The sequence below is a fragment of the Mycobacterium sp. SVM_VP21 genome, assembly GCA_024758765.1.
GTDB lineage: Bacteria > Actinomycetota > Actinomycetes > Mycobacteriales > Mycobacteriaceae > Mycobacterium > Mycobacterium heraklionense_C.
In genome coordinates, this window is sequence record CP101406.1 from 2389644 (window position 1) to 2415119 (window position 25476).

Genomic DNA, 25476 nt, shown 5'->3' on the forward strand with positions numbered 1-25476 from the left:
CCCCTATCGCTGACCTTCCAATGCGCGTACACGTCCGCCAGTCGGACGCGCCCCGGCGTGGCGCCGGCCGCCTCCATTTTGCCCTGCGCGCCCGGCGCCTCGACCGGCTGCCCGTGCCGGAGCCTGCGCTGCGGCACGCTGCCGACCCGAGCGGGCCGGAGCCTGTCGGGTCGTCTGGGCTGTTCGTGGCCGTGCGGCCGGCTGCGGACGCGAGCGCAGGCGGTCGCGCAGGGCCTCAAGACGGGTCGGCGAGTACGGCTCGGGCAGCGGCAGTCGCAGGATCCGGTTCATTCGGTCGTCCTGGCCGGCGCGCAGCGCCGCCACCGCCTCCGGTTCGTGCCGGGCCGCGTTCGCCATGATGCCAACCATGAACAGCGTTGTCGCCGTGGAGGTTCCGCCCGCAGAAATGAGCGGCAGCTGGATTCCGGTGACGGGCAACAGCCCGATCACATAGCCGACGTTGATGAACGACTGGCCGATCACCCACATCGTGGTGGCCGCCGTCAACAGCCGCAAGAACGGGTCCGCGGACCGCTTCGCGATCCGCATGCCGGTGTAAGCGAACAGCCCGAACAGCGCCAGCAGCCCGAACCCGCCGATGAAGCCGAGCTCCTCGCCGATGATGGCGAAGATGAAGTCGTTGTGCGCGTTGGGCAGGTAGTTCCATTTCGCGGTGCCCTGCCCCAGACCGTCGCCGAAGATCCCTCCGTTGGCCAGCGCGAACTTCGCCTGTCGCGCCTGGTAACCGGCGCCCTGCAGGTCGGCGTCGGGGTCCAGCCAGGACCGCACCCGGTCGGAGCGGTAGCCCTCGGTCACCGCCATGATCGCGGCGGCGGCGACGATGGCCGTCAGCGAAGTGAGGAACACCCGCAACGGCAGACCGGCGTACCACAACAGCGACAGCAGGATGATGCCCAGCGAGACCGTCTGCCCCAGGTCGGGCTGGGCGACGATCAGCACCAGCGCGACCACGGCGGCCGGCACCAGCGGGACCAGCATCTCGCCCAGCGTCGCCCGCTCCATGCGCCGGCTCGCCAACAGGTGTGCGCCCCAGATGACGAAGGCGATCTTGGCCAGCTCGGAGGGCTGCATGGAGAAACCGGCGACGACGAACCAGCCGCGGGAGCCGTTGGAGAGCGTGCCGATGCCCGGGATCAGCACCAGCACCAGCAGCACGATGGTGAACGCGAAACCGGCAAAAGCCATGCGACGCATGAACCGGACCGGCATCCGCAACGCCACGTAGCAGCCGACCAGCCCGATCACGGTCCACAGCACCTGCTTGCCGAAGATCCGCCACGCGGACCCGTCGGTGCCGTAGGACTCCACCCCGGAGGCCGACAGCACCATGATCAGGCCGAGCGTGGTCAGCAGCGCGGCCACGGCCACGATCAGATGGAACGACGTCATCGGCCGGCCCAGCCAGGCGCCGAACCGGGTGCGCGGCTCGGCCTTGACTGCCTTGTCCGGTGTTTCGGTGGAGGCGTCTGGGGCCCCGGCATCCCGCCGCAGCCGGGCCAGGATGCCGATCACACCGATCCCGCCGCGGAACGCGCAGCGGCGGCGAACGCGTCGCCCCGGGCGCCGTAGCCGGAGAACTGGTCGAAGGATGCCCCCGCCGGAGCCAGCAGCACCGTGTCACCGGGCCGGGCCAGGTCGCGGGCGGCGGCCACCACCGCGGTCATCACCCGTGAGCCGAGCGTCTCATCAGACCCATCAGCTACTCGCTTCACATGAGTAACTGGAGACACAGCAGTATCACCCATATCAATATCCTCGCCCGCCACAACGTGGACGACGGGGACATCCGGTGCGTGTCGTGATAACGCCTTGGCAACCTCGCCGCGATCTCGGCCGATCAGCACGGCCCCGGCCAGGTGAGGGGCAATTCTGGCGACGGTCGGGGCGATCGCGGCGCCCTTGAGCAGTCCGCCGGCCACCCAGATCACCCGCGGGTGGGCCAGCACCGACGCTTCAGCCGCGTGCGGGTTGGTGGCCTTGGAGTCGTCGACGTAGCTGACCCCGCCATCGACCACGACCAGTTCAGCGCGATGCCGCCCGACCTGGAACGACGCCAGCGCCTCGGCGATCGCCTGCGGGGGCACGTCGACGCTGCGGGCCAGCGCGGCCGCCGCCAGCGCGTCGAGGATCCCGACCGGGCCGGGCACCGGTATCGACGCCGCCGGGGCCAGCGCGACCTCGTCGGCCCCCTCCGCCACAAAGGCCCGGTCCACCAACATGCCGTCGATCACGCCGAGCTCACCGGGTTCCGGTTCGCCGAGCCGGAAACCCACCTTGACCGGGGCGGGCGCGGTGTCGCGCAGCGCCGCGGCATGCGCGTCGTCCATCCCGACCACCGCCACCCGGCCGGCCAGCGCGCGGGCCTTGTCGGCGGTGTAGGCGGCCATACTGCCGTGCCAGTCCAGGTGGTCCTCGGCGATATTGAGCACCGCGCCGGCCTCGGGGCGCAGCGACGGGGCCCAGTGCAGCTGGAAGCTGGACAGCTCGACGGCCAGCAGTTCGGATTCATGCGGCGGTCCTAGCTTCCGCTCTCCTCCGTCGAGCCTCGCTGAACCGCCGGCTGGCTCCCCCAGCACGTCCAGCACGGGGCTGCCGATGTTGCCGCACAACTGGGCACGCCGGCCCGCGGCAGACAACATGGCGTGCAGCATCGAGGTGGTCGTGGTCTTGCCGTTGGTGCCGGTCACCACGAGCCAGCGCCGCGGCGGCCCGTAGTGACCCGCGACGTCGAGGCGCCAAGCCAGCTCCACGTCACCCCAGATCGGCACCCCGGCCGCCGCGGCCGCGGCCAATACCGGTGTGTCCGGGCCGAATCCGGGGCTGGTGACCAGCAACGTGTAGCCGCTGATCTGCGCTGCGGCTTCCGTCGGGCTGCAGGTCGTGACCTCGGAATAGGCGCCCAGAGCGGCCGCGTTGTCGTCGCACAGCGTCACGTCCAGCCCGAAGGGCGTCAACGCCTTCACGATGGCACGGCCGGTGATGCCGGCCCCGGCGACGAGCACCCGCGCGCCGGCGGACAGCATGCCCAGCCCCGGTTCGGGCGTCATCTCAGCCGCCTACGGCGGTGAACCACTCGCCGTAGAACATGGAGACGCCCAATCCGCAGGCAATGGCGGTGAGCAGCCAGAACCGGATGATCACGGTGGTCTCAGCCCAGCCGGCCAATTCGAAGTGGTGATGGAACGGGGCCATCCGGAACACCCGGCGGCCGGTGCTGCGGAACGCCAGGATCTGGACGACCACCGAGGTGATCTCGGCGACGAAGAGCCCGCCGAGCACCACCGCGAGGATCTCGGTGCGGGTGGTGATCGACATGCCGGCGATCACGCCGCCCAGTGCCAGCGACCCGGTGTCGCCCATGAAGATCTTCGCCGGCGCGGCGTTCCACCACAGGAATCCGATGCAGGCGCCGGCGGTCGCGGCGGCGATCAGCGCCAGGTCCAGCGGATCGCGCACGTTGTAGCAGCCCAGTCCGGGTGCGATCGCGCAGGCGTTGCGGTGCTGCATCACGGTGATCAGCACGTAGGCGGCGCTGACCATCGCCATGGATCCGGCTGCCAGGCCGTCGAGGCCGTCGGTGAAGTTGACCGCGTTCGACCAGGCGCTGACGATCAGGATCACGAACAGCACGAATACCGCTGCGGGCAGTGTGACGGTGGCGATGTCGCGCACATAGGACAGTTGCAGGCTGCCCGGGGTCAGACCGGAACTGTTGCGGAAGCACAGCACCAGCAGACCGAACAGGGTGGCCGCGGTGACCTGCCCGACGGTCTTGGCGGTCTTGTTCAGACCGAGGTTGCGCGACCGCCGGATCTTGATCAGGTCGTCGAGGAAGCCGACGCCGCCCAGCGCGGTGGCCAACCCCAGGACCAGCAGGCCCGACGCAGTGGGCCCGGTGCCGTAGAAGACCAGGCCCGCCAGTTCCGCGGCCAGGTAGCCCGCCCAGATCCCGGCCACGATGGCCACGCCGCCCATCGACGGGGTGCCCCGTTTGCTCTGGTGGCTGGCCGGTCCGTCCTCGCGGATCTCCTGCCCGAATCCCTGCTTGGTGAACACCCGGATCAGTACGGGGGTCAGCAGGATCGCGACCAGCAGCGCGACTCCGGCAGCGATGAGGATCATTATCATCGGCGATCTCCTGGGTCTTCGCTGGTCAGCGCGTCAGCCAACGCGGTCAGACCCGCGGAGTTCGACGCCTTGACCAGTACCACGTCCCCCGCCTGCAGTTCGGCGCGCAACAGGGCCAGGGCGGCATCGACGTCGGGCACTGCGGTGGCTTCGGCGCCCCAGGATCCCTCCATCACTGCGCCGTGCAGCATCGCGCCCATCGATCTCCCTACTCCGACGACAATGAGACGAGACACATCTAAGCGCACCGCGAGCCGTCCGATGCGGTCATGCTCAGATATCGCGTCCTCGCCGAGTTCGGCCATCTGCCCCAGCACCGCCCAGCTGTGGCGCTTCTCCCCCGGATTCTCACCGCGGGCGATCCAGGCCAGCGCCTGCAGCGCCGCCCGCATGGAGTCGGGGTTGGCGTTGTAGGAGTCGTCGATCACGGTCACGCCGTCGGCGCGGGTGCTGACGTGCATCCGGTGCCCCGAGGCCGGTCCGGCACCGGCCAGCGCGTCGGCCACCTGTTGCGGCGTGGCACCGCATTCCAAGGCCACGGCAGCGGCGCACAGTGCGTTGCCCACCTGGTGATCGCCGGACACTCCGAGCGACACCGTGACTTCGGCGTCCTGGCCAGCGGAGTGCAGGGCGAACCGCGGGCGGGCCAGTTCGTCGAGCACCACCGGCCCGGCCCACACGTCGGCGGGAGCGGAACGGCTGACCCGCAGCACCCGTGCGACGGTCTTGTCGGCCATCGCGGCCACCGCCGAGTCATCGACGTTGAGGATCACCACGCCGGATTCCGGAACGGCTTGTGCCAGCTCGGCTTTGGTCTCGGCGATAGCCTCGCGGGAGCCGAACTCGCCCAGGTGGGCGGTCCCGACGTTGAGTACCACCGCGATCTGCGGCGGGGCGATCGCCGCCAGCGCGGCGATGTTGCCGCGATGCCGGGCAGACAGCTCGAGGACCAGATAATCGGTGATCTCGTCGGCCCGCAGCACCGTCCACGGGTGGCCCAACTCGTTGTTGAACGACCCGGGCGGGGCGATCACCGACCCCAGCGGCGCCAGCACCGCGGCGATCAAGTCCTTGGTGGAGGTCTTGCCCGACGACCCGGTCACGCCGACGATCGTCAGTCCCTTGGCAACCAGGGCGGCGGCCACCGCGGCTGCCAGTTTGGCCAGTGCGGCCAGCACCGCGGCACCGGATCCGGCCTCGTCGTCGTGCTCGAGCGCACCGGATCGGCTGTCGGATGCGACCGGCTCCACAACGATGGCCGGGACCCCAACCGGACGCGCTGCCAGCACCGCCACCGCGCCGGCATCCACCGCCGACGCCGCGTGGTCGTGACCGTCGACCCGCGCACCAGGCAGGGCCAGAAAGAGCGCGCCCGGGGCGATCCGGCGGGAGTCGAATTCCACGGTGCCGGTGACGACCGTGCGCTCGGCCTGTTCCGGGGTGATGTCGGCCAACCGGCCGCCGACGATCTCGGCGATCTGCGCGACAGTCAGCGCGATCACCGGTGCTCCTCGCGCGCTTCCAGCGCCTGGGCCAGCTCCACCCGGTCATCGAACGGCTGGGTGTGCCCGGCGGCGGTCTGCCCGGTCTCGTGTCCCTTGCCCGCGATCAACACCACATCCCCGGGCTGAGCCCACGCCACCGCGTGCTCGATCGCGGCCCGCCGGTCACCGATCTCGACCACCTGGGCGCTACCCGCAGCGGCACCGCCCAACACGGCACGCCGGATGTCGGCGGGGTCTTCCCCGCGCGGGTTGTCGTCGGTGACCACGACCAGATCGGCGGCCTGGGCGGCGATGCGTCCCATCGGTTCGCGCTTGCCGTGGTCACGGTCGCCGCCGGCGCCGAACACCACGGCTAGGCGCCCAGTAGTGTCGCGCAACTCCTGGCGCAGGGTCGTCAGCACCGCCGACAGGGCCCCGGGCTTGTGCGCATAGTCGACCAACGCCAGGAAGCCCTGACCCCGATCGATCGACTCCATCCGCCCCGGCACCCGCGCCTCCCGCAGGCCGGGGGCCGCCTGCTCCGGCGACACTCCAACCGCATCGAGAATGGCCAGCGCGACAAGGCAATTGGCCACGTTGTAGTCGCCGGGCAACCCGATGCCGATCGGGTGGTGCACACCGGCGGGGTCGACGGCGATGAACGCGCGCCCAACGGATCCACCCGCGCTCAGTTGTTCTGCACGCCAGTCCGCGGGGCGGCCCGTCGCGCTGACGGTGACCGGCGCTGTCGCCCGCGCCGCCATTGCCGCGCCGGCGTCGTCGTCGATACAGACCACCGAGCGGGCGGCGTGCAGCGGCGACGCCGGATCGAACAGCCGGGCCTTGGCCTCGAAGTAGTCGGCCATGGTCGGGTGGAAGTCGAGATGGTCGCGGGACAGGTTGGTGAAGGCGCCCACCGCGAACCGAGTGCCGTCGACCCGGCCCAACGTGAGGGCGTGGCTGGACACCTCCATGACGGCGGTGTCCACCCCGCGCTGCGCCATCGCGGCCAGCAGCGCCTGCAGTGCCGGCGCTTCGGGTGTGGTCAAGGCGCTGGGCAGGTCGACGCCGTCGATGCGCACACCGACCGTGCCGATCAGTCCGGCGGTGCGGCCCGCGGCCCGCAGCCCGGCCTCCACCAGATAGGTGGTGGTGGTCTTGCCCGACGTCCCGGTGATTCCGATGACCGTGATCCGATCGCACGGATGGCCGTAGACCTGCGCAGCGAGTTCGCCCAGCACGCCGCGGGGTTCCGGATGAACCAGGATGGGTATGCCGGGTAGCGCTGCGCCGTCGGCGATCTCGGCGGCCCCGGCCCCGTCGGAGAGCACCGCGATCGCTCCCCGGGCAACGGCGTCCGCCGCGAAGCGTGCGCCGTGGGTGGTCGCGCCGGGCAGCGCCGCGAAGAGATCACCGGGCCGGACATCCTGGGCGCGCAGAGTCAACCCGGTGATCGGCAGCTCCGGTACCACCTCGCCGGCTACCGCGACCGCCCCGACCTGGGCTGCGAGCACCCGCAGCGACGTGCCGGCACCGACGTCGGGGCGCAGAGCAGCAGGCACCGCCATCACCTCCATCCGCTGCGGCCGGGTCGTCCGGATCGGCCCTGAGACTACCTAGGCGGGCCGTATCCACAGCGCAGGCGATCCGGCTTAGCCGACGGCGGGTCGTGGTGGGGGCGATTGCCCGGCGAAGCGGGGACCGCCGCATTGGCCCGGGTCAGCCGTCAGAAGGCGGCGGCTGCGTGAGCTTCTTGTCGAACATGCATTGGAAGTCCCCGGGCGCACATCCGTACTGGGTCGGGTCCGGCAGGTCCTCGCAGTTTCCATCCTTGGTCATGAAACAGCCGCTGGCCTGGTGGTCACTTGCGATGGGTGCGCCGAGCATCCCCACCGCGACGATGCCTGCCGCCGCGGCGAGAACCCCCGGAATTGCGTAACTGATCGCAATGGCTTTTCGGGCCATGATCGACCCCTTCTCTTCGGCGCGGAACCCCCTTTGTCCCCGCGTTGTCCGAACGATAACCATCCGACCATCATCAAGGCGACGGAATCACGTCTTTTTTTACGGACGCGAGTCGACGGATCTGCTGTCGCGGCGCGCCGACTACATCGCCTGCAGGACTAGCGGCGGTCCCGGGTCCGGCGACAGCGGCACGTTGTGACGCTGCAGCAGCCACCCGGCGATGTTGTGGAACAGCGGTGCCGCCGAGGTGCCCGGCGACCCGTCCGCGGCGCGGTGGGGGTTATTCATCATCAGGCCGATGACGTAGCGCGGATTGTCCGCGGGCGCTATCCCGGCGAAGGTGATCCAGTAGACATCGTTGTAGTAGCAACCGCAGGCCGGGTTGATCTGCTGTGCGGTACCGGTCTTCCCGGCGATCTGATATCCGTCCACGGCGGCCTGCCATCCGGTGCCCTGCTGAACGCCGGTCGGATCACGTTGCACCACCGAGCGCAGCATGTTGCGCACGGTCGCCGCGGTCTGCTCCGAGACCACCCGAACACCTTCGGGCCGAGGCTCCTCGGTACGGCTGCCGTCGGCGGCGATGGTCGCTTTGATGATCCGCGGCGAAATCCGCAGACCGTCGTTGGCAATGGCCTGATACATCCCGGTCATCTGCAGCAGCGTCATCGAAAGGCCTTGACCGATAGGAAGGTTGGCGAACGAGCTGCCGGACCATTGGTCCACCGGTGGAAGCAGGCCGGCACTCTCACCCGGAAGTGCCACACCGGTGCGCTGCCCCAGCCCGAACTTCTCCGCCATGTCGAACCAGCGCTCGGGCCCCACCCGCTGCGCCAGCATCAGGGTGCCGACGTTGGAGGACTTTCCGAAGACTCCGGTCACGGTGTAGGGCGCGACGCCGTGTTCCCAGGCGTCGCTGACGGTGACGTCGGCGACGTTGATCGATCCGGGTACCTGCAGGACGTCGTCGGGGTGGCCGAGGCCGTACTCGATGACCGAGGCGGCGGTGATGATCTTGTTCACCGAGCCCGGCTCGAACGGCGAGGACACCGCCAGGTTGCCGAGCTCGCGGTCCTCCTGGCGCCCGACGTCCTGGGAAGGATCGAACGTGTTGTCGCCGGCCATCGCCAGCACCTCACCGCTCTTGGCGTCCAGCACCACGGCCGTGACGTCGTGTGCACCAGTGACGTTCTTGGCCTGCTGCACCTGCTGCTGGACGTAGAACTGAATGTCGTCGTCGAGGGTGAGCTGGATCGTCGACCCGTTGACGGCCTTGTGCCGATTGCGGTAGCTGCCCGGGATGACCACGCCGTCCGAGCCGCGGTCGTAGGTGACCGACCCGTCCGTTCCGGCCAGCACGGCGTCCATCGAGTCCTCCAGCCCCAACAGGCCGTGGCCGTCCCAGTCGATGCCGCCGATGATGTTGGCCGCCAGCGACCCTCCCGGATACTGCCGCAGGTCCTGCCGCTCGCTACCGACCTCAGGGCATTTCTCGGTGATCACCTCGGCCACCGCGGGGTCAACGGCACGGGCGAGATAGACGAAGGTCTCGTTGCTGCGCAGCTTCTTCAGCAGGGCCGCGGAGTCCGGCTTGTTGCCGAGGCGCGTAGAGATCTCCTTGGCGATCTGCTGCAGCCGCAGCTGCGGATCGGGGGCCGACGGATTCTTCTTCTTGGCGTCGGCGAGCTGCTTGCCGATCTTGACCGGCTGGAAGGACAGCGCCCGAGCCTCGATGGTGAACGCGAGCTTGTCGCCGGTGCGGTCGATGATGTCGCCGCGCATCGCCTGCTGGACGTCGGTGACCTTGAGTTGTCCGGCGGCTTCGGCCCGCAGCCCGGAGGCCCGCGGCACCTGCAGGTAAAACAGCTGAACCGCCGACAAGGCCAGCACCAGGAAGATGACCGCGTTGCCGGTGCGGTGCCGGAAAACGAACGAAGCGCTACGCAGTCCCACCTCGGTGGCTTGGCGGGTACGACGCTCCCGCGCCGAATGCCCGGTTGTGGTAGTCGCTTTCGGCGCCTTAGCGGGCTTGGCGGATTTGGCCGGCTTGGCCGGCGAGGTGGCGGATCGGCGGGTCTTTCGCGAGGCAGCTGCGGTCGAGCCGTCGCCGCGGCGTGCCGGGCCGGTTCCCCGCGCGGGCCGTCTCATCGCGCGGCTCCCCCGGCCACCGGCGGCGCCAGGACTTCGGGCGGCAGCGGGGGTTGCGGAGGCAGGACGGCCTCGGGCGGCAGCACCGCCCCCGGAGGCAGGACCGACGCCGGCGGAAGCGTTCCGCCCACCGGCAGCACGGTCTCGGGCGGCACTACCGACCCCGGCGGCAAAGCGACGGGCGGCAAGGCGCCAGACGGGATGGCCGGAGGTGTCGCCAGTGGCGGGATGTCTTGCGCGCCAGGACCGGGCAACGGACCGGCCAGCGGCATGCCGGGAACTCCCGGCAGGCCCGGAATGGTCAGCGGCGCGCCGGGCACCGCCGGAGCCGGCGGTACTGCGGCGGGCAGATGGCGGCTGTCGAGCTTCGGCCCGGCCGGGGGCACCCGAACCGGCACCTCGGCCGGTGGTGCCACATCGTCGGGCAGCTTGGTGTTCAGCGGCGGCGGGGGCGCACCCTCGGCGGGCTTCGGGGTCCCGACGACCACCCAGTTGCCGATCGGGTCCTGGACCAGATGCGCGGTGTCGCGGCTGGGAATCATGCCCAGTTCGCGGGCCGCCTCGGCAAGCGCGGGTGCGGATTCGGCGGTGAGCACGTCGCGCTCGAGCGCTTCTTTCTGCTGCATGAGGACCCGGTTGCGCTCCCGGATGTTGCCCAACTGGTAGGACCGCTCGGCGGCGTCCGTCGACAGCCACAGGGTGATTCCCAGCCCGATGCCGAGCGCGCCGATGATCAGCACGACGAACGGAACCTTGGTCGCCAGCGTGCGCGGCCGCAGGTCGACCGAGGCCAGCCGAGCAATCAGGCGTTCGCGCAGCGGGACGCGTATAACCTTGGGCGCCTTGGCCTTGCGCGCCTTCGCCCGCGCCTTGGCCTGCTTGGTGTTCTTCGGCGGCACCGGTCGGGGGTCCGGGCGAAGCGACGCCGCCTTTTGCGGGCCGGTGCGCGGCCGCGACTCACGACCCGCTGCGGGCGTGGTCCCACGCTGGCGCCGCGGGCCCCGGGCCTGCGTTTGCTCGGTGACCCGCCGCGGGCCGGTGCGGGTTGTGCTCTCGGGATTACGGCGACGGTCGCCTTGCCGTGCCGCGGGCTTGCGCTTGGTCGCCATCACTTCCCCCTCGATGCCACGATCGGTCCGGCCTGGACCCGCTCGACCGCACGTAGCCGGACCGAGCCCGCTCGTGGATTGCGCTCGATCTCATCCGCCTCGGCCTTTTCGGCGCCCCGCGTCAACGTCGTGAACTTCGGTTCGTCGCCGGGCAATTCGACTGGAAGTCCGACCGGTGTGCGAGACGCGGTGGCCGCAGCGAACTGCTGCTTGACGATGCGGTCCTCCAGCGACTGGTAGGACATCACTGCCACGCGTCCACCCACCGCCAGCGCATCCAGCGCCGCCGGTAATGCGTCTCGCAGTGAGTCCAGTTCGCCGTTGACCGCAATGCGCAGCGCCTGAAACGTCCGCTTGGCCGGGTGTCCCCCGGTGCGTCGCGCCGGCGCCGGAATCGCCTCGTAGAGCAGCTCCGTCAGTTCCCCGGTCGAGGTGAATGGGGTCTGGGCCCGGCGGCGCACGATGTACGAGGCGATCCGCGATGCGAAACGCTCCTCGCCGAAGCGCCGCAGAATGTCGGTCAGCGCGGCCGCGTCGTAGGTGTTGACGATGTCTGCGGCGGTGAGGTCGGCCTGCGGGTCCATTCGCATGTCCAGCGGCGCGTCCTGCGCGTAGGAAAATCCTCGCTCCGCCCGGTCGAGCTGCATCGAGGACACCCCGAGGTCGAACAACACCGCGGCCACCGACCCGGTTGCGGCCAAACCTGATTCGGCCAGCGCCGCCGGAATCCCGTCGTATCGGGTGCGGACCGTCTGGAGCCGATCGGCGAAGCGGGCCAACCTTGCCCCGGCGATGTCGAGTGCGGTGGTGTCGCGGTCCAGACCGATGACTCGCAGGCCCGGGAACTCGCTCAAGAACCGCTCGGTGTGCCCGCCGGCCCCGAGGGTGGCGTCCACCAAGGTCGCACCCTGGCCGTCGGGCGACTGCCTGGTCAGCGCCGGAGCCAGCAGCTCCACGCAGCGGTCCAGCAGGACCGGCACATGTCCGAATTCGCCCTGTTCGGCCACAGCAATACCTCCCTGTTGCGGCCAATGAATTGCACGAGGTGCTGCCAGCCCGGGCCCACTGCGCGCGACCACCGGTACCCGGCTCCGCCCCGCTTGCGATCGCCCGCAGGCCCTTGCCTCGAGGTCCCTGCCCGACGGCGCGAACCTGACGTTGGGGAAGTACGTCAGGGTCGGTTCGGACAGAGGCCACGAGGCACGGGCGTGCGCCTCAGATGATGTCGCTGAGTGCTTCATCGCTGGCCGCGGAGAAGTTCTCTTCGTGGGTCTGCTGGTAGTCGCTCCAGGCCTGCGCGTCCCAGATCTCCAGGTAGTCGACCGAGCCGATGACCACGCACTCCTTGGACAGGTTGGCGTAGCGGCGGTGGTCGGGCGACAGGGTGATCCGGCCCTGGGCGTCGGGGTGCTGTTCGTCCGTGGCGGCGGCCAGGTTGCGCAGGAATGCTCGCGCGTCCGGGTTGCTGCGCGAAGCCTTGGCCGCCCGGCGGGCCAACTGCTCGAACTCCGCGCGGGGATACACGGCCAGGCTGTGGTCCTGACTCTTGGTGACCATCAACCCTCCTGCCAGCGCATCACGAAACTTCGCGGGCAGTGTCAGCCGCCCCTTGTCGTCGAGCTTGGGCGTGTAGGTGCCGAGGAACATCGGCCACCTCCCGCCATGTCGACTTCGCAGCCCACGATACCCCACAATCCCCCACTACGCACCATTTACTAGGTCGATTCCGCCCCTATGCCCCACCAGATGGGCCATCGTGTCGTCCAGGCATACGAAAAAGGGCCCAGCTGGGCACCAAACGACCAGCTCAGCGCCAATGTAGGCAAAGTGGGGCGAGGTGGGGTGCGCGCAGGGTCACCGGAGCTGCCGCGCGCCGAAACGCCAAGAAAAAGGGCAGCCGATCGGCTGCCCTTTCACATCACACGTGCCGCTGGATCGGCCTAAGGCTCGAACCGGCGGCGGAAACGGTCTTCCATCCGGCTGGCGAACGTGCCGCCGCCCTTGACCCGCCGCGGCGAACTCCCGCCCGGCCTGGCCGCACCCTCACGGCTGGCGGTCGCGTGGTTGCCGGTGATAGCGAACACCACTCCACCGAACATGACCACGAATCCCAGCACGCTCAGAATCAGGAATGCCGAATTGACGGTGGTCGCATAGATCGGGATACCGGAGACCAGCATCACCAGACCGACCACGAACAGTGTCATGCCCTGCACCCGCCGGCGGGTGGTCGGGGTACGCAGGGCGCCGCCGCGAACGCTGGAAGCGAACTTGGGGTCCTCGGCGTAGAGCGCGCTCTCGATCTCGTCGAGCATGCGCTGCTCATGATCGGAGAGTGGCATTCGTCCCTCCTTGCCGACGGCCGCTCATATCATTGCCCACGGCGCAATACGGACTGGTGCGGGCAACTAACACTGATAATACGAGGTAGGCCTGCGCCGTACCACAGGCTTCACCAGCCGATTGTAGCGGCGGTCCGACGATGTCGAACCACAACGGCCGACGCCGCAGGACCCAATCGCCGATAATGGGACTCCGGACATCGGGCACGCTCCCCCTTCTGCGGGAAAGGAACCTGCACGTTGGTGACCTTCCTCCTCGACATGTCGCCGCGCGAAATGGCGGATCACCTCGGTGCGGCTCTGCGCGTCTACGTCACCGCGATGGGTTACCCCCCGGGCACCGAGAGCCAACGTGCCGCGATGTGGCTCGACCACACCCGCCGGAGCGGCTGGCGGGCGGTGGCCGCCTTCCAAGACAACGAAGCCGGCGAGATTGGTCAGCCGGACGCCGCGCCGGCCGGGTTGAATGGCGCCGAGCTGCTGGGCGTGGCCTACGGCTACTGCGGAGCCCCCGACCAGTGGTGGCAGCAGCAGGTGGTGCTGGGTTTACAGCGCCGCGGCCTGCCCCATCCCGACATCGCGCGCCTGATGGCCAGTTACTTCGAGCTGACCGAATTGCACGTGGCGCCACGCGCCCAGGGCAGCGGCCTGGGTGAAGCCCTGGCACGCCGCCTGCTGGCCGGGCGTCCTGAAGCCAACGTGCTGCTGTCCACACCGGAGACCAATGGCGAAGGCAACCGCGCCTGGCGGTTGTATCGGCGGCTGGGGTTCACCGACGTCATCCGCGGTCACCACTTCGCCGGGGATCCGCGGCCGTTCGCCATCTTGGGCCGACCACTGCCGTTGTAAATCCAAGCGCCGCGTCGTCACCGGAGCCGCCGACTGGTCTGGCACGATGACGTCGTGCATGTTCGGCGTTCGCTACAGCCCGCTCGGAGACCCGTTCCAGCGCCCCCTCAGCGCCGGTTTCGACGGTTGGGCACCTACCGTCGCCTGGTGGCTCTGGTCACGCTGCTGTTGATCGCGGCGCCGTTGGCCGGGTGCGTGCGCATTCGGGCCAACATCACCGTCTCTCCCAACGATCAGGTCTCCGGCCAGATCGTCGTTGCGGCCAAGCCGCGCAACGACAACGACACCGGGCCCAAGCTCAGCGCCGACCTGCCGTTCCCGCAGAAGGTCGCGATTTCCAACTACAGCAGGGACGGCTATGTCGGCTCCCAGGCGGTGTTCTCCGACCTGACCTTCGCCGAACTGCCGCGGCTGGCCGAAATGCACCGCGACGCGGCCGGGGTGGACCTGTCACTGCGCCGCGCCGGAAACCTGGTGATCCTGGAAGGCCGGGTGGATCTCACCTCACTGGGCGACCCGGAGGCCGACGTCGAGTTGAGTGTCGCGTTCCCCGGCGAGGTGACGTCCGCCAACGGCGAACGCATCGGCAGCGACACGGTGCAGTGGAGGCTAAAGCCAGGCGTGGTGAGCACCATGAGCGCCCAAGCCCGCTACACCGATCCCAGCACCCGCTCCTTCGCCCACGCTGCCCTGTGGCTGATCCTGTCTACGCTCGCCGCGGCGGGCGCGGTCGCGGCTATCGCCTGGTACGGGCGGGACCGCTCACCACGATTCAGCTCCCCCGACGACAGCGCCGGCTAAGGATCAGCGGGGCTCTGGCGACCAGTACTCGAGCATCTGGGCAAAGGTGCGGAATGCCGCCGCGGACACCCCGTAGGTGGCCTCGAAATGGATGCTCAGCGGGAAGCCCAGGTCCGCGACACCGTCGATCACCCGCTTGTACAGGTCAAGCATCAGCTTGCACCGCTGGTCGGGGTCGCTGTCGGCGAGCGCCTTGACGAAGTCCTGTTCGGCGGCCACCGCCGCGTTGCCCGGATCCTGAATCAGCCAGTTGATCAGACCAATCCGGTTCTCGAACGACGGCACGAAGCCGAACGACAGCAAGAGCTCCGGGCGTGCCTCGCTGTGCTTGGCGAACTCGGTCAAGAACGGCACGATCGCGTCGGAATACAGCAGCTGGGTCAGGCCGAACGTCGCCCCGCGGTCGCATTTGAAGTTAAACCGGCCGATCTCGTCGGCCCGGGTGGGAATCAAGATGACGCCGCGGTTGGCCACGTCGGAGCGAAACGTCGCCAGCGCGTCGGTCGGCGGCACCCCCGCGCCCTCGCCATCGGCCATAGTGCGAGGCACGCCGACGAAGACCACGCCCTCGATCCCGGCGCCGGTCAGATCGCCCAGCCGGCTCCGCAGCGCCGCCTCGTCGGAGAACGAGGTGACCTGGGTGCACAACCCGGCCATGCCTGGCAGCTCAGGCCGAATCGCATTCCAGAAGTCCAGCACGTCGAGCTTGGGCTTCATCTCGATCGGGCGGTCATCGTCCTCGTTGATCATCCCCGGCATCAGGATGTGACGGATCCGCCCCTCAAGGCCAGCCTCGGCGGCGAACCGCACGACCTTGTGCGCCTCCTCGATCGTCTGCTCGGGTCCCTTTTCCACGTTCGGTGGGACAAGCTCGAGTGCGACGGTGTTCAAGGCCACGTACCAGCTCCTCATGAAAGACAGTCAGCAGACAGTCAACAGTGCCACAGGGCAGGAACGGGCGGCGGCGGCCGCCTCCGGCCGCTACCGGCCGCAGTCCCCCCGGCTGTGGTGGCACACTCTACGCTGGACCCACGCTGGGGGTCCCCGGCCGGGCAGCACAGAAAGGGGCGCCGAGCTGAGTTTCAAGGCATCCGCAGCGACTCCACCGTCGGCCGCCGAACTGGCCGCGGCCGTGACCGAAACGCTGCGCTCCCACCTACGCACCCGCCGCACCGAGACCGCCTATATCGGCGACGACTACGAGGCGTTGATCACCGGCCTCGAAGAATTCGTGCTCATCGGCGGCAAACGGCTGCGCCCAGCGTTCGCCTACTGGGGCTGGCGCGCCATCACCGGCCGCGATGCCGACGACGGCGAATTGCTGCTGTTCGCCGCGCTGGAACTGCTGCATGCCTGCGCGCTGGTGCACGACGACGTGATCGACGCCTCAGCCACCCGCCGCGGCAACCCCACCACCCACCGCAAGTTCGCCGAGCTGCACCGCGCCCGCGGCTGGCGCGGCTCGCCCGACCAGTTCGGGATGTCGGCCGCCATCCTGCTCGGCGACCTGGCGCTGGTGTGGGCTGACGACATCGTCGCCGGTGCCGATCTGCCAGCCGACGCCCGGCGGCGTGTGCGGGGCGTGTGGTCGGACATCCGTACCGAGGTGTTGGGCGGCCAGTACCTCGACATCGTCGCCGAATCCAGCGGGGTGGACTCGATCGCTTCGGCGATGCGCGTCAACACCTACAAAACCGCCTCCTACACGGTGGTGCGCCCGCTGCAGCTGGGGGTGGCGGCCGCAGCCGACCGGCCCGACATCCAGGCGCTGTTCCACGAACTCGGCACCGACCTGGGCGTGGCGTTCCAGCTGCGCGACGACGTGTTGGGGGTGTTCGGGGATCCGGCGGTCACCGGCAAGCCCTCCGGCGACGACCTGCGTTCGGGCAAGCGCACCGTGCTGCTGGCCGAGGCCGTCGAGCTGGCCGACAAGTCGGATCCGGTGGCGGCCAATCGGTTACGCAATGCGATCGGCACCGCGCTGACCGAGGCGCAGGTCCGCGAACTGTGCGAGACGATCGAGGCGGTAGGCGCGCTGGCGGCCGTGGAGGACCGTATCGATCTGCTGACCCGCCGTGCCATGGCCGCGCTGGCGGCCGCACCCATCGACGAGGTTGCCAAAGCCGGACTCACCGACCTGGCTCGCCGGGTCGCCGACCGGTCCGCCTGATCGCTCGGAGCGCCGATGTCGAACCCCACCACCACACCGGTCCCCCGCGCGTCCAGCGACGCCGCGAGCCGCCTGTCCCGACTGCGGCAGTTCGCCGCCGGCGAGCAGGCGGGAGCGGCATGGCTCGGCTGTCTGGGCGCGCTGTTGATCACCTTGGGAGGCTTGGGTGCCGGCAGCACCCGCATCCAGGACCCGGTGCTGGATTCCCTGCATCTGTCATGGCTGCGTTTCGGCCACGGCCTGGTGCTGTCATCGGTGCTGCTGTGGGCCGGGGTCGCGGTGATGCTGGTGGCCTGGCTCGGCTTGGGCCGGCGGGTGATCGAGGGCACCGTGAGCACCTACACATTGATCACCACCACCGGCTTCTGGCTGGCACCGCTGCTGCTGTCGGTCCCGGTGTTCAGCCGCGACACCTACTCATACCTGGCCCAGGGCGCCCTGCTGCGGGATGGATTCGACCCGTACGTGGTGGGGCCGGTGGACAACCCCAATCCCCTGCTCGAAGATGTCAGCCCGATCTGGGCAGCGACGACGGCACCGTACGGCCCGGCGTTCATTCTGGTCGCCAAGCTCGTCACGATGCTGGTGGGCAACAACGTGGTGGCCGGCACCATGGTGCTGCGCTTGTGCATGCTGCCCGGGCTGGCGCTGCTGATCTGGGCCGCACCCCGGGTCGCCGCCCGAGTCGGTGGCAGCGCACCCGCGGCGCTGTACCTGGCCGTGCTCAACCCGCTGGTGATCATCCACCTGATGGGTGGAGTCCACAACGAGATGCTGATGGTCGGCCTGGTGATGGCCGGGATCGCGCTGACCCTGGAACGCCGCCACGTGGCGGGGATAACACTGGTGGCGCTGGCGGCCGCGGTAAAAGCCACCGCCGCAATAGCATTGCCGTTCCTGGTGTGGGTGTGGATGCGTCGCCTGCGGGAACCCCGCGGTTCAGCGAGGCTCGACGAAGGAGAGCCGAAGCTGGAACCGCGACTTGAGCGCCGCGGTTCAGCGAGGCTCGACGAAGGAGAGCCGAAGCTGGAACCGCGACTTGAGCGCCGCGGATATCCGACGGTGATCGCATTCGCCACCGCGGCAGCGGTGTCCACCACGATCGTCGTCGCGGTGTTCGCCGTGCTGTCGGCCCTGGCCGGCGTGGGTCTGGGCTGGTTGACCGCACTGCTGGCCGGCAACGTCAAGATCATCAACTGGCTCACTGTGCCGACCGCGGCAGCCAATCTGATCCACGCCGTCGGCGGCTTGTTCGCCCCGGTCAACTTCTATGCCGTTCTGCACATCACCCGGATCAGCGGGGTCGTGGTGATCGGGCTGCTGCTGCCGGTGCTGTGGTGGCGAGCGCGGCGCGACGATCGCTCTGCGGTCGCCGGGATCGCCTGGGCCATGCTGGTGGTGGTGCTGTTCGTGCCGGCCGCATTGCCCTGGTACTACACCTGGCCACTGGCGGTGGCGGCCACCGTGGTCCGCTCACCAACCGCGATCGCCGCGATCGCCGCGGCGTCGACTTGGATCATGGTGATCTTCAAACCCGACGGCTCGCACGGCATGTACACCTGGCTGCATGTGATCGGTGCGACCGGATGCGCGGTGTACGCCTGGTACCGGCTGTCGCGGGCAGAACAAGGGCATGCCCTCGACGCTGCTTGAAAGATGCCGCTTGAAGCTCAGTACGCCATGGCTTGCGCCCGGCGCATCACTTCACGGGCCTGATGGGCGTGCAGTGCATCGATGGGGCGGGCATTGTCGATCGACTCCCGCACGCCGTCGCGAGTCAACGACAGCGACGAATCCGGGGTGAACAGCCACCGCACGATGTCGGTCTCCTGATAGCCGCCGTCGCGCAGCACCGCCAACAGCCCGGGCAGGCTCTTGAGGATGTCCCCCTCTTCGGTAAAGAAGTTCCGCGGCACCCTCAACGCCCCCGCCCGCCGCACCGCGATCAGGTGATTGTCCCGCAGGTACTGATGCACTTTGGTGACGGGCACCGCCAGCATCTCGGCGACCCGAGGCAGGTCAAATGTGGGTTCGTCGGGCTCAAGCACGTCTTCGGAGGCCGGAATGCTGCTCACGACACAAGTCTAGAACCGCCGGACCGGCCATCTGCACACATACCATGACCAGGTGACTGGAGCGTGGGGCGGCGACGCGCTGGAGGGCGCGCTGCTCGACGGCCGGTACCGGGTGGGCACCCGGATCGCCACCGGCGGCACCTCGACGGTGTACCGCGGTCTGGACGAGCGCCTGGACCGTCCGGTCGCGATCAAGGTGATGGACCTGCGTTACGCCGGTGACCAGCAGTTCCTGACGCGCTTCCAGCTCGAGGCCCGAGCGGTCGCCCGGCTCAAAGACCCGGGGCTGGTGGCGGTGTACGACCAGGGATTCGGCACCCCGCACGACCCCGGGCAGCCGTTTCTGGTGATGGAACTCGTCGAGGGCGGGACGCTGCGCGAGTTGCTCAACGAACGTGGCCCGATGCCGCCGCACGCGGTCGCCGCGGTGCTGCGGCCGGTGCTAGGAGCCCTGGGGATCGCGCATCGGGCCGGGCTGGTGCACCGCGACGTCAAACCGGAGAACATCCTGATCTCCGACGACGGCGACGTGAAGGTGGTCGACTTCGGGTTGGTACGCGCCATCGCGGCGGCTGGAATCACCTCCACCAACGTGATTTTGGGCACCGCCGCCTATCTGTCCCCGGAGCAGGTCCGGGACGGCAACGCCGGCCCCGCCAGCGACGTGTACGGGGTCGGCGTGCTCACCTACGAGCTGTTGACCGGGCACACGCCGTTCTCCGGTGATTCGTCGTTGACGGTGGCCTACCAGCGGCTGGATCATGATGTCCCCCTGCCGAGTTCGGCTATCGACGGAGTCCCAGGCGAATTCGACGACCTGGTTGCCCGGGCAACCGCCCGCGAACCGGCGGAGCGCTATGCCGATGGGCTCGAGATGGCGCACGCGGTTGACATGATCACCGAGCGACTCGCGCTGCCGGAGTTCCGGGTGCCGGCCCCCCGAAACTCCGCCCAGCACAACGCCGCCGCCCCGGCCCGCCGCGCCCCGGAACGCCCGGCGCCGCCGCAACGCCAGACACCGCAACACCAGACACTGCACATGACCCGCGGCCCGGCGGACTGGATCGAGGACACCGATACCCAATATGAGTTGGTTACAGGACAATTCGGCGGCGTCGAACTGAGCCGCTTCGTGTTGGAACGCCAGCACGCGCGCCGGATGGTGGTCATCTGGCTCGCCGTGTTGTTCGCAACCACCACGTTGGTCGCCGCGTTGGCGTGGACGCTAGGCAACAACGTCGGCGCGCTGCTCTAGTTCCCTCCGCCGAGCAGACAGAGAATCGCATCACGGGTCGCCTATCCGTGCGATTCTCTGTCTGCTCGCGGTAAAGAAACTCGCGGCAAGAAAACTAGCCGCGCAGCATCTCCGCGACCAGGAAGGACAGCTCCAGCGACTGCTGGGTGTTGAGTCGAGGGTCACAGGCAGTCTCGTAGCGCCCACCCAGGTCCGCATCCGAAATGTCCTGGGCGCCACCGAGACACTCGGTGACGTCTTCTCCGGTGAACTCCAGGTGGATGCCGCCGGGGTGGGTTCCCAGCGCGTGATGTACCTCGAAGAAGCCCTGGACCTCGTCGACGATCCGATCGAAGTGGCGGGTCTTGTGACCGGTGGAGGCCTCGTGGGTGTTGCCGTGCATCGGGTCGCACTGCCAGATCACCTGGTGGCCGGTGGCCTGCACCTTCTCGATGAGGCCCGGGAGCAGGTCACGCACCTTACTGTTACCCATCCGGCTGATCAGCGTCAGACGCCCCGGAACATTGTGCGGGTCAAGACGTTCCACGTATTCGACTGCCTGGTCCGGCGTGGTGGTGGGACCGAGCTTGACCCCGATCGGGTTGGCGATCACCTCGGCGAGCGCGATGTGTGCGTGATCGAGCTGGCGGGTCCGCTCCCCGATCCACACATAATGCGCCGACAGGTCGTAGAGCTGCGGTGTGCCCGAGACGTCGGCCATCCGCAGCATGGCCCGCTCGTAGTCGAGCACCAGTGCCTCGTGGCTGGCGTAGATCTCGGCGGTCTGCAACTCCCGGTCAGCGACCCCGCATGCGCTCATGAACTTCAGGCCGCGGTCGATCTCACCGGCCAGCGCCTCGTAGCGGGCACCCGCCGGCGAGGTACGGACAAATTCCCGGTTCCAGTCGTGCACCAGCTCCAGCGATGCCAGGCCCGACGACGTCAGCGCCCGCACCAGGTTCATGGCCGCGCTGGCGTTGGCGTAGGCCCGCACCAAACGCGACGGGTCGTGTTCGCGCGATTCGGCATCCGGGGCCAGGCCGTTGACCATGTCGCCGCGGTAGGACTTCAGCCCCAGCGAGTCGATGTCGGCCGACCGCGGCTTGGCGTACTGACCGGCGATGCGGGCCATCTTGACCACGGGCATGCTGGCCCCATAGGTCAGCACCACCGCCATCTGCAGCAGAGTGCGGATGTTGCCCTTGATGTGCGGCTCGGTGTTGTCGGTGAAGGTCTCCGCGCAGTCGCCGCCCTGCAGTAGGAAAGCCTGCCCGCGGGCGACCTGGGCCAGCTGCGCCTTGAGGCGCTCGATTTCGGACGCCACCGTGATGGGCGGGACGCTCTCCAACACGGTGCGCATGGCCTTGGCCTGGTCAGCGGGCCAGCTCGGCTGCTGGACGGCCGGCCGGGCCAGCGCGGCGTCGAGGCGCTCGCGCAGATCCGCGGGCAGCGGCGGCAGCGCCGGCAGCTGGTCGATGGGTACGTCAACGGTCCAGTTCACCCGACCATGGTAGCCGGGCGCCGACCCTGCCTGATCAGGCCAGTTCGCTGCCGGTAATCACCTGAAAACGGCGGAGCTGGTCGCGGGCGTCGACCAGTGCATCGTGACTGCCCGTCGACCGCGGTGGCAGGGCTGGCCGGTCCCGGTCCTCCCACAGTTGCTTGAGCTCGCGGGTGAAACGTGGGATCGGCGTCGGCAGATCAGGCATGGTGCCCCACAACTGGCAGAGCACCACGTGGTCGTAGGCTCCCACCCAGGCCCACAACTCGATCGGTTCACCGCGCTCGACGCCGAAGAACTCCTCCAGATCCGCGCGGATCCTGCTGCGCGACCGCCACGTCTGCGAAGCCGGCGACGGCAACTTCGGCAGTACGTGGGTGCGAACCCACGCCCCCGCCCGGTCCGGGTCGAACTCGGTGGAGACCGCATAGTATTCGCGCCCGTCCTCGGCGACCACGCCGATCGAGATCAGCTCGATGGTACGGCCGTCCTCGATGAATTCGGTGTCGTAGAAGTACCTCACTGCCACGGACCGCCCGGCCGGTGTATCCGCGGAATCGCAACCGGCATGGTCGGCGCCGACGCCTCCGAAACCGCCCGGTTGGGCCCCGAGCGGGCAGGCGAACCTGCGGCGGGCGCCGGCCTGGCCGGCGGCCTGCCGATGGGGACCTGCTGGCGGGGAACCATGAACTGCACCGTCGGTGCCGACGCGGCCCGCACCTCACGGTCGAGCTCGGCGTCGACGGCCCGCTCATCGGGCACTTGGGGCCGACCCGCGATCGCATCCTGCAACCAGAGCTTGGCCGCAATAGCCGGGCGGCGCAGCCGGCGCTCGCGCTCCAACGCACGGTGCATCCGGTCCCGACGGGTCAGGTAGCGCCAGCGGGCCCAGGGGGCGTGTGGCCGTGACAACCGCACCGCGCCCACCACCAGTAGCGGAAAGAAGAACATCCCGATCAACCCGGTCCACACCTTGCCTTTCAACAACACCATCACCCCCAGCGGCAGCGCCATCACCAGGCTGGCGATCACACCGGCGTGGATCAGCGGCGAGGAGGTGTCGTGCCACGTCGACAGCACAAACGTCAGCGGATGAAAACCCAGCACCAAGAGTCCGGTGACCGCGGCGGCGGCGAACACAGCGTCCACCGAGGCACGTCCGTCCTCCTCCCAATACACGTCGGACAGGTGCAAGATCAGCGCGTACTCGTCGAGCACCAGCGCCGCTCCGACCCCGAACGTTATCGCAGCCAGGCTGAATGCCGGCTCATGCGCGTTCGGCCCGGCGGCCACCAGCGTCACCCCGGCGACCATCACCAACACGACCCCGAAGACCACGTGGTGAATGTGCTTGGAGCCGAAGCGCAGGTTGCGGGGCTGCCACCACCGCGGCGGACCGGGGTTTCCGGCCTGGCTGCGGATATAGCGCACCACGGAGCGGGTCACCAGAAACGTCACCAGGAAGGCCAGCAGACAGCCGAGCAACGGCAGTCTGCCACGGCCGACGATGTCGTCGCGGAACCATTCCAGCACCTAATGCAACGTACGCCCTCGTGGCACACCACGCCGGGATCGCCACAGGTATCCCCCGGCTTAACGTCGCTACCGGATAGGCTGTGCTGCGACATGACTACATCGCGGCCGCCCGACCCGGGCCGTCGGCGCGGGGGCATCAGCGGTTGGGCCGTTTGGTGGATCTTCACGTTGCTGGCGATTGCAGCCCTGGGCTACACGACGTGGCGGGCGCTGGGCAGCACGCCCTACCACATCGACGTCGACGTCTACCGGATGGCGGCGGAGGCCTGGCGTGCGGGCCGGCCGCTCTACGGCGAGGACTGGTTCCAAACCCAGATCGACGGGACGGTACTGCCGTTCACCTATCCCCCGATCGCCGCGGTGATGTTCGCTCCCCTCACCTGGGTGTCGCTGGGCACCGCCACCGCCGCGCTGACCGTCCTGTCGACGCTGCTGCTGGTGGTGTCGATCACCATCGTGCTGACCGGTCTCGGGGTCCACTTCGACGTGCGCCCGGGCAGCGGGCCAGCCTGGTGGCACCGCGGCGTGGTGGCCGTGGCGATCGTGGCGGCCTCCATCTGGCTGGATGCCGAACCGATCTGGGCCAACTTCGACTTCGGCCAGGTCAATGCGGTGCTGATGACGCTGGTGATCGCCGACTGTGTGCCACGGCGCACCCACTGGCCGCGCGGCGCGCTGCTGGGTATCGCAGTGGCACTCAAGCTGACCCCGGCGGTCTTCCTGCTCTACTTCCTGTTACGACGCGACCGGCGCGCCGCGGTCACCACCGTGGCATCGTTCCTGGCGGCGACCCTGGTGGGCTTCGTGATGGCCTGGAGCGACTCCTGGCAGTACTGGACGCACACCGTCAGCGATACCGACCGCATCGGCGGGGCGAGCCTGAACACCAACCAGAACCTGGCCGGCGCCCTGGCCCGGCTGCCGCTGAACGACCAGTTGCGCTCGGTGCTGTGGCTGGCGGGTTGCGTCCTGGTGCTCGCGGCGATGTGGTGGGCGGCGCGCCGTGTGCTCGCCGCCGGCGAGCCGATCTTGGCGCTGGTCTGCGTGGCACTGTTCGGGTTGGTGGTCTCGCCGGTGTCGTGGTCACACCACTGGGTGTGGATGCTGCCCGCCGTGGTGGTCACCGCGGTGGTGGCCTACCGACATCGTGCGGTCGCGTTGGGCGCGCTCAGTGTGGCCGGGGTGGCGCTGATGATGCGCAGCCCGATCGAGTTGCTGCCGGAACATCACGAGGCCGGCGCGGCGTGGTGGCGCCAACTGGCCGGGACGTCCTACGTGTGGTGGGCGCTCGCCGTGATCATCACGGCCGGCGCGACGCTGCGGCCCGGCCCCCGGACGAATCCGGATCAGCCCGCCGCAGTCTCCGGAAACCGGGCGACCGGCTGACCCGTTGCCCCGTCCTGCTGCGGGACACCGTTTTTGACGCTTGCCGCGTAGATGTCGACGTATTCCTGCCCGGACAACCTCATCAGCTCGTAGATCACCTCGTCGGTGACAGCACGCTCGATGAAACGGTTGTCGGCCATCCCGTCGAAGCGGGAGAAATCCATCGGCTCACCGAAGCGGACCGTGACCCGGCCGAAGCGCAGCATCTTGGTGCCGGGAGGGTTGACGACGTTGGTGCCGACCATGACGACCGGGATCACTGGGACACCGGTATGCAGCGCGAGCCGCGCCAGTCCGGTCTTGCCCTTGTACAGCCGGCCGTCGGGTGAGCGGGTGCCCTCGGGGTAGATACCGAGCAGCTTGCCCTGCGACAGGATTCGCTGGGCCGTGGTCAGCGCGGCCTGCGCGGCGTCAGAGTCGTTGCGGTCGATGGGAACCTGCCCGACGGCGGTGTAGAACGACCGGGTGAGCCAGCCCTTGATGCCGGTACCGGTGAAGTACTCCGACTTGGCCAGGAAGGTGATCCGCCGGCGTACCACCAGCGGCAGGTAGAAGCTGTCCATGACGGCCAGGTGATTGCTGGCCAGGATGGCCGCCCCTTCGTCAGGGATGTTCTCCAGGCCCTCGACTTTCGGCCGCCCGATCAGGGCCAGCAGAGGCCCAAAGAATACGTACTTCACCAGCCAGTACCACATGGCCCCTCCCTCCTGCCCCGACTAGGCGGCCG

The 25476-nt window shown here is 68.9% G+C and carries 23 protein-coding genes; 6 read left to right on the forward strand and 17 right to left on the reverse strand.

Annotated features, from left to right (window positions below):
- Positions 1 to 3 precede the first annotated feature (3 nt).
- From ftsW to NM962_11040, 11 genes are all read right to left on the reverse strand, one after another.
- The gene (gene ftsW / locus NM962_10990; protein UVO14461.1) at positions 4 to 1533 is read right to left on the reverse strand and encodes a putative lipid II flippase FtsW; all 1530 of its coding nucleotides are present in this window, start codon (positions 1531 to 1533) and stop codon (positions 4 to 6) included.
- Entirely contained in the window at positions 1530 to 3068 is a 1539-nt protein-coding gene (gene murD, locus NM962_10995) for a UDP-N-acetylmuramoyl-L-alanine--D-glutamate ligase (GenBank protein ID UVO14462.1), read from the reverse strand. Before murD ends, ftsW begins: the two co-directional genes overlap by 4 nt.
- A gap of 1 nt (position 3069) precedes the next feature.
- Positions 3070 to 4149, reverse strand: a complete 1080-nt coding sequence (gene mraY / locus NM962_11000) for a phospho-N-acetylmuramoyl-pentapeptide-transferase (GenBank protein ID UVO14463.1) — start codon at positions 4147 to 4149, stop codon at positions 3070 to 3072.
- Positions 4146 to 5651: a UDP-N-acetylmuramoyl-tripeptide--D-alanyl-D-alanine ligase gene (locus tag NM962_11005; GenBank protein UVO14464.1), complete on the reverse strand. Its 1506-nt coding sequence runs from the start codon at positions 5649 to 5651 to the stop codon at positions 4146 to 4148. The genes mraY and NM962_11005 overlap by 4 nt, the downstream gene beginning before the upstream one ends.
- Positions 5648 to 7201 carry a UDP-N-acetylmuramoyl-L-alanyl-D-glutamate--2,6-diaminopimelate ligase gene (locus tag NM962_11010; GenBank protein UVO14465.1) on the reverse strand — a complete coding sequence of 518 codons (1554 nt, stop codon included), beginning with the start codon at positions 7199 to 7201 and terminating at the stop codon, positions 5648 to 5650. Before NM962_11010 ends, NM962_11005 begins: the two co-directional genes overlap by 4 nt.
- A gap of 151 nt (positions 7202 to 7352) precedes the next feature.
- Entirely contained in the window at positions 7353 to 7598 is a 246-nt protein-coding gene (locus NM962_11015) for a hypothetical protein (GenBank protein UVO14466.1), read from the reverse strand.
- A 141-nt stretch (positions 7599 to 7739) separates the two neighbouring features.
- Positions 7740 to 9746 carry a penicillin-binding protein 2 gene (locus NM962_11020; GenBank protein ID UVO14467.1) on the reverse strand — a complete coding sequence of 669 codons (2007 nt, stop codon included), beginning with the start codon at positions 9744 to 9746 and terminating at the stop codon, positions 7740 to 7742.
- A complete protein-coding gene (locus tag NM962_11025; GenBank protein ID UVO14468.1) occupies positions 9743 to 10855 on the reverse strand; it encodes a hypothetical protein in 1113 nt (370 codons plus the stop codon). Before NM962_11025 ends, NM962_11020 begins: the two co-directional genes overlap by 4 nt.
- A complete protein-coding gene (gene rsmH / locus NM962_11030) occupies positions 10855 to 12096 on the reverse strand; it encodes a 16S rRNA (cytosine(1402)-N(4))-methyltransferase RsmH (protein ID UVO14469.1) in 1242 nt (413 codons plus the stop codon). The genes NM962_11025 and rsmH overlap by 1 nt, the downstream gene beginning before the upstream one ends.
- A complete protein-coding gene (gene mraZ / locus NM962_11035) occupies positions 12071 to 12502 on the reverse strand; it encodes a division/cell wall cluster transcriptional repressor MraZ (GenBank protein UVO14470.1) in 432 nt (143 codons plus the stop codon). Before mraZ ends, rsmH begins: the two co-directional genes overlap by 26 nt.
- A 293-nt stretch (positions 12503 to 12795) precedes the next feature.
- Positions 12796 to 13197, reverse strand: a complete 402-nt coding sequence (locus tag NM962_11040; GenBank protein ID UVO14471.1) for a DUF3040 domain-containing protein — start codon at positions 13195 to 13197, stop codon at positions 12796 to 12798.
- Between the two features lie 240 nt (positions 13198 to 13437).
- Here NM962_11040 and NM962_11045 point away from each other — a divergent pair, with 240 nt between their 5' ends.
- A complete protein-coding gene (locus NM962_11045; protein UVO14472.1) occupies positions 13438 to 14046 on the forward strand; it encodes a GNAT family N-acetyltransferase in 609 nt (202 codons plus the stop codon).
- 126 nt (positions 14047 to 14172) lie between these two features.
- Complete coding sequence (locus tag NM962_11050) at positions 14173 to 14847, forward strand: DUF3153 domain-containing protein (protein ID UVO14473.1); 675 nt, start codon at positions 14173 to 14175, stop codon at positions 14845 to 14847.
- A 3-nt stretch (positions 14848 to 14850) separates the two neighbouring features.
- Here NM962_11050 and NM962_11055 read toward each other — a convergent pair whose 3' ends face one another.
- On the reverse strand, positions 14851 to 15759 hold the full coding sequence (locus NM962_11055) for a mycobacterial-type methylenetetrahydrofolate reductase (GenBank protein UVO14474.1): 909 nt from the start codon (positions 15757 to 15759) through the stop codon (positions 14851 to 14853).
- A gap of 208 nt (positions 15760 to 15967) precedes the next feature.
- On the opposite strand from NM962_11055, the gene NM962_11060 reads away from it, so the two are divergent.
- Both NM962_11060 and NM962_11065 read left to right on the forward strand, forming a co-directional pair.
- On the forward strand, positions 15968 to 17017 hold the full coding sequence (locus tag NM962_11060; GenBank protein UVO14675.1) for a polyprenyl synthetase family protein: 1050 nt from the start codon (positions 15968 to 15970) through the stop codon (positions 17015 to 17017).
- A 15-nt stretch (positions 17018 to 17032) separates the two neighbouring features.
- Positions 17033 to 18670 (forward strand): alpha-(1->6)-mannopyranosyltransferase A, encoded by a 1638-nt coding sequence (locus tag NM962_11065; GenBank protein ID UVO14475.1) that lies wholly within the window; start codon positions 17033 to 17035, stop codon positions 18668 to 18670.
- 17 nt (positions 18671 to 18687) lie between these two features.
- Here NM962_11065 and NM962_11070 read toward each other — a convergent pair whose 3' ends face one another.
- Positions 18688 to 19092, reverse strand: a complete 405-nt coding sequence (locus NM962_11070) for an Rv2175c family DNA-binding protein (protein ID UVO14476.1) — start codon at positions 19090 to 19092, stop codon at positions 18688 to 18690.
- A 52-nt stretch (positions 19093 to 19144) separates the two neighbouring features.
- On the opposite strand from NM962_11070, the gene NM962_11075 reads away from it, so the two are divergent.
- Positions 19145 to 20347, forward strand: coding sequence for a protein kinase (locus NM962_11075; GenBank protein UVO14477.1), 1203 nt, complete (start codon positions 19145 to 19147; stop codon positions 20345 to 20347).
- 94 nt (positions 20348 to 20441) lie between these two features.
- Here NM962_11075 and NM962_11080 read toward each other — a convergent pair whose 3' ends face one another.
- From NM962_11080 to NM962_11090, 3 genes are read right to left on the reverse strand one after another with little or no spacing between them, the layout of a single operon-like run.
- Positions 20442 to 21827 (reverse strand): 3-deoxy-7-phosphoheptulonate synthase class II, encoded by a 1386-nt coding sequence (locus tag NM962_11080; GenBank protein ID UVO14478.1) that lies wholly within the window; start codon positions 21825 to 21827, stop codon positions 20442 to 20444.
- 34 nt (positions 21828 to 21861) lie between these two features.
- Positions 21862 to 22350, reverse strand: a complete 489-nt coding sequence (locus tag NM962_11085) for a polyadenylate-specific 3'-exoribonuclease AS (protein UVO14676.1) — start codon at positions 22348 to 22350, stop codon at positions 21862 to 21864.
- The gene (locus tag NM962_11090) at positions 22347 to 23360 is read right to left on the reverse strand and encodes a hypothetical protein (protein UVO14479.1); all 1014 of its coding nucleotides are present in this window, start codon (positions 23358 to 23360) and stop codon (positions 22347 to 22349) included. The genes NM962_11085 and NM962_11090 overlap by 4 nt, the downstream gene beginning before the upstream one ends.
- Before the next feature lie 93 nt (positions 23361 to 23453).
- On the opposite strand from NM962_11090, the gene NM962_11095 reads away from it, so the two are divergent.
- Positions 23454 to 24749, forward strand: coding sequence for a glycosyltransferase 87 family protein (locus NM962_11095; GenBank protein ID UVO14480.1), 1296 nt, complete (start codon positions 23454 to 23456; stop codon positions 24747 to 24749).
- On the opposite strand, the gene NM962_11100 is transcribed toward NM962_11095, so the two are convergent.
- Positions 24710 to 25444, reverse strand: a complete 735-nt coding sequence (locus tag NM962_11100) for a 1-acyl-sn-glycerol-3-phosphate acyltransferase (protein ID UVO14481.1) — start codon at positions 25442 to 25444, stop codon at positions 24710 to 24712. The two genes, NM962_11095 and NM962_11100, sit on opposite strands and share 40 nt — an antisense overlap.
- Positions 25445 to 25476: the final 32 nt, after the last annotated feature.